Raw genomic sequence first — 10,923 nt, forward strand, 5'->3', positions numbered from 1 at the left:
GATAGGTGAAAAATCTGACATGGCAAAATCCTGAGCAACTTTTTGTTGCTCAGGTACTTAAAAAGTTATATTTGTAATAGTGTTGCGGAATTAAGGTAATATAAAACGTAGATCCATTTTCCCTTTCAAAAATCTGATTACACAAATCCTTTGCATATTTTGCATGAAGATAACGAATAGTTCTAAAATCGGTTTCATATTCTTTTTCTTCATCAGTCATATCTGATTTGAAACTATAATCAGAATGAAAGTCTTTCCATTCAGTTGTAGAACGCAATTTATCTTTACCACCTACCGCTATATAAGACAATGCAGCATCATGTATAAGAAATGAACATCCTAATATAAAGCCTTCCAAAGGATTTAATTGATAATCCTCCCCTGCAATTATACTTGCGACTTGCCAAAGACTATCAACATGAGTTATATCATGTATTGTTAATGACGGAAAATCTATTCTAATTTTATCAAGTAGAAATGATGCATTATTATGTGCTATCTCAAATGCATTAATCAATCTTTTTCTTAAACTAACATACTCGTATTTATCATTAAATGCTTCTTTCCAAAGTGTCGAATCTTTATAAGTCATCATATTTAAAATTTGATTTTAAATGTTTATGCCACTCCACCATATCGTTGGCTAACGTAATTAAACACAGCATCACGATAATAAGTAATGCTTTCATCCGGATAACTCTCAGGTAATTCCTGCCAGAGCAAATCCCGTATGGTTACTACGATAGTCGCTTTTGTTTCCTGCTTATCAAATGGATGATCCATTGTTTGCAACATAGACTTGATCTTGCCTAACAAGTCTTTAGCTACCTTTTTTAGCTTCTGGATATCCTCTTTCGACAAATCTTTCTTTTCCAATATATCATACAGAGAAAGCTGCTCGTCATTTTCAAAACCTTCCCTGATATATCGTTTTTCTTCTTCGGACAACTTTTCAGTCAGATGCATCAAATCTTCAAAAGTTTTTTCAATGCTCGCCCGATTTTGTTCTTTATTGTAATTGTCAATTATTTCCTGATATTTCTCATAGAAATTTATTCTTGAAGGATTGACTGACATCATTTGGGCAATTCGCTCCTGCAATACCTCCTGAATATCTTTCATAACCAGATTTTTATCTCTTCTCTTGGCAAACTCTCTCCTCAACAAATCAAAATCAATCTTGCTAATATCGAAACGACGATTTGGGTCAATCACCTCTAGTTCACTTATGGTCTCTACTTCCAGATGTTCGTCCACAATTCCATTGATAGTCACACTAAGATCAGTTATATCCGCATGCTTACGCTTTTTCTGCAAAGCTTTGTAGATAGCCTCCAACGCATCTTTTCTTTGCTTCATATCCGCAGTAATATCATCACGGTCTAGGAATTTCCACAATTTGAGCAAGGCGGTGAGATAAGTACAATAACTCTTCCTAATCTCAACCGTTTCGCACATGGCATTTGCCGCAGTCCTCAACAATGACAATTTTACAAAAGACTCAGCATTCATTAAATCTTTCAATTCAAAATCATGCTCTTTAAGAAAAGCAACAGCCGCAGATATAGTCTCCATCACACGGTTGATAAGCTCTTTTTTATCTACCGTAGGGTCATTACCCTCGTTCTCACCTTCCGGACTTGCCGTATAGTCTGCCAAAGCTTGCCTAAGTGCCTTCACAATTCCTATATAATCTACAATAAGACCATTTTCTTTCCCCTCAGCTACTCGGTTTGCACGGGCTATCGTCTGCATCAATGTATGTGCCTTCATAGGCTTATCTATGTACAAGCATGACAATGATTTCACGTCAAATCCTGTTAACCACATCGCACACACAAACACCACTCGCAGCGGATTATCCGCATCCTTAAAGTCCTCATCAAGTTGACGGTCCTCCATCTTCTTACGATGCGTCAATATATCAAGTCCCCATTTCTGGAATGTCTGTATTTCATTCTGCTCTTGTGAAACCACTACAGCCATTTCTGTTTTTTGCATCCACTCCAGCTTACGCTTTTGTTCCTGCACTTCCTGCTGATAAGGATTAGCAGCAATCTGCTTTTTCAAGGCTTCAATCTCTTTCTGCCAATATTCCTGTACGTAATTATACATGCGTACACAGGTAACCTTGTTATAGCACACAAACATGGCTTTTCCTGATGTCCACAAATCACTATAATGGCGTACAAAATCTTGTGCTACAATTCTCAGACGTTTCGGGGCCGTCAGTAAATGCACCTCTTTGGCAAATTCACGTTCCAATTTAGCCAACTGCGAAGCATCCATGTCTCCAGCCTGATCCAAAGCCGCAGCAATCTCTTCATTTATTTCCGGATTCTTTAAATCTTTCAATTTTTCTCCCCGGTTCTCATAATACAACGGAACAGTCGCCCTATCATCTACTGCCCGCTTGAAATCATATATACTGACATATCCTCCAAACGTACGGGCTGTAATATTATCATCTCTTAAAAGAGGTGTACCCGTAAATCCAATTCGGCTGGCAGTAGGAAGTAAGTGTACCAGATTATCAGCAAACAATCCATTTTGTGTGCGATGTGCCTCGTCACTCATTACAATAATATCATGATCCGGATAAATCGGTGTCGCTTTAGGATCATTGAATTTTTGAATCAAAGAGAAAATAAAAGAAGAATTACCCCCTAATCTTTTTATCAAATCTTTGCCACTTTTCGCAATAAATTCTTCTGTTTTCGTTTTACCCAGCGCCCCACAGTTTTCAAATGTATCGCTAATCTGTTTATTCAACTCCTCACGGTCTGTCAAAACAACAATAGTGGGAGAACCTCCAAATTTCCGCCTGATTTTACGGGCCATAAACAGCATAGAATAACTCTTTCCACTACCCTGTGTATGCCAAAATACTCCTAACTTTCCATTCACATATTCCCGACGACGATACATATCTACGGCCAAGTTCACTCCCAAATACTGGTGGTTACGCGCCATAATCTTCACCGTTCTCCCATCTGAATGGTCATAAAGAATAAAATTTTCCAGTAAATCAATAAAATTCTCCTTCTTGCAGATACCGCGTAACATAGTGGGCAATTCAATGTTTCCTTTGTCCATTTCGGTCAAACGTTTCCACTCGTGAAAGAACTCCCATTTGGAATCTATCGTACCTACACGTGCTTCCAGTCCATTACTGAAAATAATAAAGGCATTGTGATAAAAAAGTTGTGGAATCGTGTCCAGATAATCTCTATAATTTTGATTGAAAGCATCTTCCACTTCCACATCATGATTTTTCAGTTCCATGAACAGCAAAGGAATACCATTCACAAAACCTATAATATCAGCTCTACGACGATACAGAGAACCATACACTTTCAGTTCTCTGACACAAAGAAAATCATTATCAGCAGCCTCATTAAAGTTTATAACTCTTGCCCTGATGTATTCTGTTCCTCCGTTAGGCAATACTTGGGTCACAGGCACCCCGTCACGGATATACTGATACTTCTGCTCGTTAATCTGCATAAGTGTCTGGCTGCTCATGTGCTCTGTCATCCGTTCTACCGCCTCAGCCATCTGCTTGTCATTAATCCACGGATTCAATTTTTTCAAGGCCATGCGGAAGCGTTGTACCAAGAATACTTCATGATAACTTTTCCGTCCCAAAGTGCCATTTTCTCCCAGCACTTCTTTATCATAAGCGTACACAGGAGTCCATCCCAGCTCTTTATCCAGGAACTCAGCTGTACTTTTTTGTATGAGTTTATCTTCGCCGTAGTCTGTTGACATAGTCTAATTCAAATTAGTTTTAACCTAAAGTACGGAGTTTTTTCTGAATAAACCAAGTGACAATACCACAATAGGAATAATATTTTTCTTTTACTCCTTCTTCATCTTCCTCAAAATGCTTCTCACTGTATTTTTTCAAATAAAGTTCCAACGTCTTCTTATCCCAGCATTTTCCTTTTTTACAAGCACCATTAATTTGGATAATCACCTGAGTTAACATTGCCTTTCTGTTTACTTTAAGCAATTTTGTATTCAGATTTAGTATATCATTGATTTCCGTATTATATAATTCGTTGGTAGAAATTATAGTTCCGTCAGAATTGTATTTGATTGTATTTATAAACTGCTGGTCAAGTGGAGTAAATGAAATATCCTTTGCTCCCTTCAGTCTATCACAATGATCATCCGTCCCAATATGACCAGGACAACAAATTACCATATTCGTATATTCCAACTTTAAATCATCATGTAGTTCTCTACATTTCACATGTTCTACCCGATGATCTTCTTGTGTCAAAACATAATTTTTTCCATCCTTCTTATATAATTTGTCTTGCTGAGGAATTCTACGCATACAATAAGCACATATATACCCCTGTTCTTTCAAAAGTGATTGGACTAACTCTGGAATAGCCTGATAATCTACCCCCGGAGTATTTCTGTACTCGGTCCACTCTTTCGGTTCTTTATTTTTTGTAATCAGAATCATAGGCTTATTTATTCCATAAATGATATTAAGGCTTCCATTCTTGTTAATTCTGGGTCACCACCAGCAATATTTTGCTCTAATTCCTTTAATAATTTTCTTGCCGTTTGAATATCACCTTTATCTATTAATTCTAATATAGTTTTAATATCGGTATTGACTTTTAAGTCTCTGGATGGCTGCCCCATATATGTTTCGATAATTGTGGAAGCATCCATTCCATATATATTCAGTTCCTTATGCGAATATTTTCCGTCTGAATATTCCAGTTTATATACCACATTTATATCATTCCCTTTTTCATCTTTTCTTGGTTCAACTGATGACATCACCAAAGGAGCATGCGTACTTACAATAAACTGAATCTTGGGAAAAGTATCTTGCAAAGCCTTCAGTACACGAACTTGCAAAGCCGGATGCAGATGTTCATCAATCTCGTCAATGATTACAGTGCCATGTGTATGTTTGTAGCATTGGTCACCAAACATAGCTTTATTGAGTAATGCACAACGGAAAGCAATATCCATCACGATGTTCACCAAGCGACGATAACCGTCGGAAAGTAATGCGGATTCTGATTCGCGTCCGTCAACAAACTTGAAATATACCTTGCCTTCATTATGACGTATATCCATATCATTGATGATATTACACCCATTAGAACCTAATGCATCGATAATAGCGTTTCTTACGGAGTTAATTTCTTCATCTCCTCTTTGGGCCTCCTTCAGAACAAGTAAACGTTTTATCCAACACTCAAACAAACCTCTACAATCATAACATTCAAAATAACCAAATGATGGCTTATGATTGTATTTATTAAATTTATTCTTGTCGAACTTGCGTACAGAATGGATATCTTCCGTAGTAAAACAGGCATAGACAGGCAAAATATTTACTTGCAGAACACTTTTATCTTCTTGTAGTACATGAGAAAAATGATTACAAACAGTGGCATAATCTCTCAATGGCTTTAAACCTGTTGTAAGATTACGAGAATTCTTTTTAGACTTTTTTTCTATCTTCAGTTCTACATTTGGGTCTAAAGAATAATTGCTTCCAGACTGTGTTTGTATAATGGGATAATCTTGTTCATTGGGGTGAAATATTATTTCAATGGGTGATTCTGTAATACCTGTTTCACGGAAATCATTGTCATCCGCACTTCTCCATACTGTATTTTCATCACTATAACCAGAAAAAAATGCATTTACCGCCAAATTACAAGCATGTAATAACGATGTTTTACCAACAGAATTATCTCCTATCAGCAAATTTACACCTCTACGAAATTCTATACTTTTTTCTTCGTAGCATCGAAAATTTTTTATTGTAATATCATGCATAATCTTTTAATTTAAGGTTTTATACTTCTATTTCTCCACTCATTAGTTTGGGAAGCAGACGGTCGCGAGCTTCAGTAAGTTTATGGATTTGAGAAGATATATTGATAATTTGTTCTCTTAATGTTTCTCCAAAGGTATTATATTCTTGCATAATTTCGGCACATGGAACATTAACAAAAACTTGATCCAATTTATTCCGCTGAATATGCTTCATTGTTGACCCTGTTGTAAGATTTGAAAATTCTATTATTGCATTAGATATACTTTGCAATACAAACTCTCTTGAAATCCTTTCTTTTGGTATAACTTTAAATAAATGTTGATTTAACCATCCATTTTCACCAGCCCAAACAATAACCATTAATGTTGCAGACCACGAAAATAGTAAATCTCCAGTAGTCACCAAATATTTTTCAGGAACTCTTTCTCCATTATTTCTTGGAGTGTCAATAGAAATACCTTTACCCATTTCTTTAATCTTTATGATTGGTAAACCATTATCATGCCAATCAGAAGGTTTAAATGCAAATCCATTTATAAAACTTCCTAATTCAGCAATACTTTTCTTCTCCCATCCTTCCGGTACACCATCCACAAACTTCGTATTTTCATATCCCGGGAAACGTAAATCCACAAACCAGTCTTTATAGAGACGCTGCGCTGATTCTTCTAATAGCTTAATTTGTTTTTGATAGTTTTCTATCAAGGAATCGTAACGGGAAAGAATATTTGCAATGTTTCGTTGAACGTTCTTTTCAGGAACTTCCACCTCCATATCCAACAAATCACTATTTGCCAAACTAGCACGAGTTGTCATCGAAGAAAACGCTAAAAACTTATTTCTAAATTTCTTTGACCTCAGATAATAGCCAATATATTCAGGTAATACATCATCATTTTTAGGACGTAACCGTTTGGTGAAACCATTGAATGTAGCATTAGGGTAATCCTTTAAAGCGACAGAACTCATCCCTAACTCATCCATAGTTTCACTTGTACGTGTAATAAAAATATCACCTCTTTGAATAGAAAAAGACTCTCTATCTTTATCTGTAGATTGCACTAACGCTTCTAGTTTATCAGGTAAAAACCAATTATTAAACACATTCGAAAAGGTCAAAAAAGGATAGCCACTCCCAAAAAATTCTTTACTTTTTGACAGCCCATTATGTACTGTATATAAATCTCCCAATTTCACTTTCTTCCATTCACTCATACCTTTTCCTCCTTTCCATTTTCCAAACTCATCACTCCCCAATATCCAGTTTTATTACTACCCACACGCACAATCATCCCTGCTTTTCTCAACTCACCTAAACGGCGTTTGACTGTTGCTTCCGATACACCCAATAATGCTCCATATTCAGCATAATTCAGTTTGTTATTCTCCTGAATAGCCTGATACAAACGTTCCGTTATTGGGTCAGACGAGATCTCTTTTATCGGGTCAAGAGATTCATTTATCAGGTCAGACGTAGGTTTTATCAGGTCAACATCCTGTGATTTTTTGTACGCTTCTATCTCTTTACGGATATTCCGGATATGTTCGTCAAACATAAACTCATAGAAAGGAAGTAGCGTTTCCTGCTCGCGTGAATCAATGAGTGACTGAATATATTCCGCCTTATCTTCTTTCACTACTTTTGAAGGAACCAGACCAAATTCATATTGCAAATGATTCATAATCAGTCTCGACATGCGTCCGTTACCATCTACCCACGGGTGAATGGTGACAAGCTGAAAATGCGCATCAAAACTGGTTTTATACTGTGCTATGACATCGTTCGTACTCAAAAGCTCTGCTCTTTGCTGATTCAGATACCGACACAGCTCTTCTAATTTGTCAGGCACTTTGCGAAAATTCATATAGGAACTTCCACCTACACCTGCTGTGACACCGAGCAAACGAAGATCTCCTTTAGAAGAGTCAAAACTGCCACTTGCTGTATTGTATTCACCACCCGTGTTTTTCATGACCAAAGCTGAAAGTCCTTTCAGCATTTCAACAGAAAAATCCGTATGCGCTTTGGCTTGTTTCATGGACTGTTCGTATGCCGCCTTCAAGTCTAGGTTCATCATCTGTTCCTGAATGCTGCGGCCTTTTGCCGTAATGCCTTCATCAAAAAGCAACTGATTCTCTATCTCCGTAACCGTGCTACCTTCAATGGCTGTAGAATGGGTAATAAGAGAGTAGAGATAGAATTTGTTATAATCTATCTGCTCGGCAATCCCTAATGCTTTGTATTCATCCAATAGGGAAAGCAAAGTTTTTGTCTTGTCATCTAGGCTCATTTCAGTGTCTCCCAATCCTTTAGAATCGCATCCATCAATGTATTGGCCTCCTTGTTCAATTTTGCCAATTCTGCATGTATCTCATTCATACGTTCGTGAAAATCCACTCCATCGTCTTCCACTTCTGCCACGCCTACGTATACACCGGGAGTAAGCGAAAAATTTTTCTCCTCTATTTCATCAAGCGTAGCAATTTTGCAAAGTCCGGCTATATCGTGATATTCACCCTTGCCAAATTTTTCCGTCAGCCAGTTATATTCACTGATTACTGTCAGAATATCTTCAAGCACTTTACAAAATTCGTCACCAGCCAGACGCATAGGTTTCACTTCACGCTTTTTCAACTTTCCTTCTGCGAGCTTCACACAAGCCTTGGCCTCCTCTATCTGCTGATTGAGCTTTTTGCTCAGGTCATCGTAGTCTTTCCACGCATCTTCGATCCATGCAAGTGAATTCTTAAATTGGGTTTCCGTTTCTGCATCCAATAACTCCGCAAACGGCTGGGCTTGCTCCACACTCTCACTTACAGCTTTCTGTATGGCACTATCATACTTTTCTATCAATGCCTGGTATTTGTCGGTTTCCCCACGATAAAGATGTACAATGGCTTGAAGATTGCACAACTGCCATTCGGTCCATTCGTTGAGTGTACGGTCTACTACCGTATAATATTTACGGGCATCAATAAACAATACCTTATCCTGATTTTCCTCTCGTTTGGCTTTGTCAAAGAACCATAGCGAGCAAGGCAAAGAAAGCGTATAGAAGAAATTGTTTCCTACACTGACCATGACATCCACATGGCCGGTTTTTACCAGTTTTTCTCTGATGTCACGGTCTTTATTCGAGCTGTCGGTTGCTGAACTGGCCATTACAAAACCCGCACGTCCATGGTCATTGAGATAGGCATAGAAATAGTTAATCCAAAGGTAATTAGCGTTGCCCACTTCTTTACTTTTGGCGTTTACACCAGGCAAGCCAAATGGAAGTCGCCCAGCACTTGCAGCCGATTCAGCTTTTACTTTATCAACATTGAAAGGAGGATTGGCAATCACATAATCGCACTTTCCTGCCAGATTGAACGCATCGTGATAAAACGAATTGGCCTCATCTCCGGAAACAATGCGTCCATTGAGTCCATGCACTGCCATATTCATCAAACAAAGTTGGGCATTATATTCCACTTTTTCCTGCCCATAAAATGTCATTTGCGTATTGGCATTCATTCCAGCCGCATTTACAAAATCACCGGTCTGTACAAACATACCTCCCGAACCACAAGCCGGATCGAGCATCACACCCTGTTCCGGTTCCAGCACGTTTACCAGCATTTTCACCAAAGACTTTGGCGTAAAGAAAACGCCATCATCACTAGCTACAGCCTTAGCAAACTTGGAAAGGAAATATTCGTAAATGCGCCCAATAATATCGCCCCCCACTTCATCAATGGTCTTATTATTGAAGATTCGCAGCAACTCGCGCAACAAGTCATCAGAAAACATAGTGTAAGACTTTGGCAGGACCCCCGTCAATTGTTCACTTTGTTCCTCCAACAACTGCATAGCATTATTGACCACTTCTCCTAAAGAATTGAGAGGTTGTCCTGCTTTATTCTTCAAACCAGCAGATGCAATATCCTCGGGCAGATTAACAAGAAAATCAAACTGTGCTTCACGTGGAAGATAAAGCGCACTTTTAGATGTAAAATCGCTTTGTTCCACAGGCATCACCCGCCCTCCTCGCGAGGGACGATCTTTCAGTATTTCAGCTTCCACCAGTTTATAACGGCTATAAGCATAACGCAAAAACAGCAATGCTAACACTGGCATACAATATTGACTGCTTGTCAGTTTGCTACCTTGCCGTAATAAATCAGCAGATTCCCACAGTTCTCCTTCCAGCTTTCTTATATTAATCATATTTTAGGTTGTCTAATTATTCCAATACAAAGATAAGGATTATTTTTATTTCTCCTCTCTCACATACACCGGCTGAAACTTCGTCCCCGCATTCTTCAACACCCCTTTCTGCACCAGCTCCCGAATCACCCGCGTAGCCTTCGACTGGTTGAAACCCGTGAGCCGTTCAAAGTCGCGGCGTTGCAGGAAAGAATGGGTCTTGAAGAACTCCGTCAGCTTTTGCTGCACTTCTTCCTCGTCCAACTTGGCAGAGTGATGTGCCTCGTCCACTTCCCGCTCCAGATACACACTCCGGAAACGGTCAATTAAATCTTTGTCGGGCGTGAACTTGATGCTTCTCACCTCCACATCATCATCCTTAACATACTTCGGGTTAATGTCAGGCGCACATTTCAGGCTCAGACTGAAATACCCGATGCCATCCAGGTGCACAGCATACCCATTGCTCAGGTACTCGTAAAGTTCATCGTTCAGGGCCGTGATGACGGCAGCCACATCCGCCGGGGCCACGGTACATTTCCTGTGTATCGCCTCCCGGATTTCGCGGGTAGTCACCACATCCTTTGTAATCACTTTTGCATGCAACTTCGGGGCAGCAATTCCGTCCTTTACCGGATTCTCAAACAAGTCAAATTTAATAGCCATAACCGTATCTGTTTTATTGTTTCACTCTTCCTTTCCAAACTCTTCCACAAAAATACCTCGACACGTAGCTGCCGAGACCTCAGCACGAACGTGACGAGACATCCGCACGAACGTGTCAAGACCTCGTCACGTTCGTGTCGAGGTAAATTTACAAAAATTTTCAGAGAAAACGCATCAATCTCCGATATTAAGGAAGTTAATTGTTTCCAGAATAAGTTTCTCCATGAAATTCTCATCCCATCCT

At 38.9% G+C, this 10,923-nt stretch carries 8 protein-coding genes; all 8 read right to left on the minus strand.

The genetic code is table 11. From position 1 onward, the window contains the following. Positions 1–49: 49 nt before the first annotated feature. Genes OCV81_RS17015 through OCV81_RS17050 form a run of 8 tightly spaced genes read right to left on the minus strand, consistent with a single transcriptional unit; the run spans position 50 to position 10,679 of the window. Positions 50–595, minus strand: a complete 546-nt coding sequence (locus OCV81_RS17015; RefSeq protein ID WP_148331042.1) for an HD domain-containing protein — start codon at positions 593–595, stop codon at positions 50–52. Positions 596–618: 23 nt separating this feature from the next. Further along, positions 619–3,771 (minus strand): type I restriction endonuclease subunit R, encoded by a 3,153-nt coding sequence (locus tag OCV81_RS17020; RefSeq protein ID WP_148331043.1) that lies wholly within the window; start codon positions 3,769–3,771, stop codon positions 619–621. Between the two features lie 19 nt (positions 3,772–3,790). Beyond that, the gene (locus tag OCV81_RS17025; RefSeq protein ID WP_148331044.1) at positions 3,791–4,480 is read right to left on the minus strand and encodes an HNH endonuclease family protein; all 690 of its coding nucleotides are present in this window, start codon (positions 4,478–4,480) and stop codon (positions 3,791–3,793) included. Positions 4,481–4,488: 8 nt separating this feature from the next. Then, positions 4,489–5,823 (minus strand): AAA family ATPase, encoded by a 1,335-nt coding sequence (locus OCV81_RS17030; RefSeq protein WP_148331045.1) that lies wholly within the window; start codon positions 5,821–5,823, stop codon positions 4,489–4,491. Positions 5,824–5,842: 19 nt separating this feature from the next. Further along, positions 5,843–7,039, minus strand: coding sequence for a restriction endonuclease subunit S (locus OCV81_RS17035; protein WP_148331046.1), 1,197 nt, complete (start codon positions 7,037–7,039; stop codon positions 5,843–5,845). Continuing rightward, complete coding sequence (locus OCV81_RS17040; RefSeq protein WP_148331047.1) at positions 7,036–8,115, minus strand: Fic family protein; 1,080 nt, start codon at positions 8,113–8,115, stop codon at positions 7,036–7,038. The genes OCV81_RS17035 and OCV81_RS17040 overlap by 4 nt, the downstream gene beginning before the upstream one ends. Further along, positions 8,112–10,034, minus strand: a complete 1,923-nt coding sequence (locus OCV81_RS17045; RefSeq protein WP_148331048.1) for a class I SAM-dependent DNA methyltransferase — start codon at positions 10,032–10,034, stop codon at positions 8,112–8,114. Before OCV81_RS17045 ends, OCV81_RS17040 begins: the two co-directional genes overlap by 4 nt. A gap of 45 nt (positions 10,035–10,079) precedes the next feature. After that, the gene (locus OCV81_RS17050) at positions 10,080–10,679 is read right to left on the minus strand and encodes an HU family DNA-binding protein (protein WP_148331049.1); all 600 of its coding nucleotides are present in this window, start codon (positions 10,677–10,679) and stop codon (positions 10,080–10,082) included. Positions 10,680–10,923 lie beyond the last annotated feature (244 nt).

This window comes from Phocaeicola fibrisolvens, from assembly GCF_025567125.1.
In the GTDB taxonomy this organism is placed as follows: Bacteria; Bacteroidota; Bacteroidia; order Bacteroidales; family Bacteroidaceae; genus Phocaeicola; species Phocaeicola fibrisolvens.

What these genes read in the sequence shown, in the direction of transcription:
- OCV81_RS17015 (WP_148331042.1), bottom strand. Translation starts at nt 595, where the DNA reads ATGATGACTTATAAAGATTCGACACTTTGGAAAGAAGCATTTAATGAT.
- OCV81_RS17020 (WP_148331043.1), bottom strand. Translation starts at nt 3,771, where the DNA reads ATGTCAACAGACTACGGCGAAGATAAACTCATACAAAAAAGTACAGCT.
- OCV81_RS17025 (WP_148331044.1), bottom strand. Translation starts at nt 4,480, where the DNA reads ATGATTCTGATTACAAAAAATAAAGAACCGAAAGAGTGGACCGAGTAC.
- OCV81_RS17030 (WP_148331045.1), bottom strand. Translation starts at nt 5,823, where the DNA reads ATGCATGATATTACAATAAAAAATTTTCGATGCTACGAAGAAAAAAGT.
- OCV81_RS17035 (WP_148331046.1), bottom strand. Translation starts at nt 7,039, where the DNA reads ATGAGTGAATGGAAGAAAGTGAAATTGGGAGATTTATATACAGTACAT.
- OCV81_RS17040 (WP_148331047.1), bottom strand. Translation starts at nt 8,115, where the DNA reads ATGAGCCTAGATGACAAGACAAAAACTTTGCTTTCCCTATTGGATGAA.
- OCV81_RS17045 (WP_148331048.1), bottom strand. Translation starts at nt 10,034, where the DNA reads ATGATTAATATAAGAAAGCTGGAAGGAGAACTGTGGGAATCTGCTGAT.
- OCV81_RS17050 (WP_148331049.1), bottom strand. Translation starts at nt 10,679, where the DNA reads ATGGCTATTAAATTTGACTTGTTTGAGAATCCGGTAAAGGACGGAATT.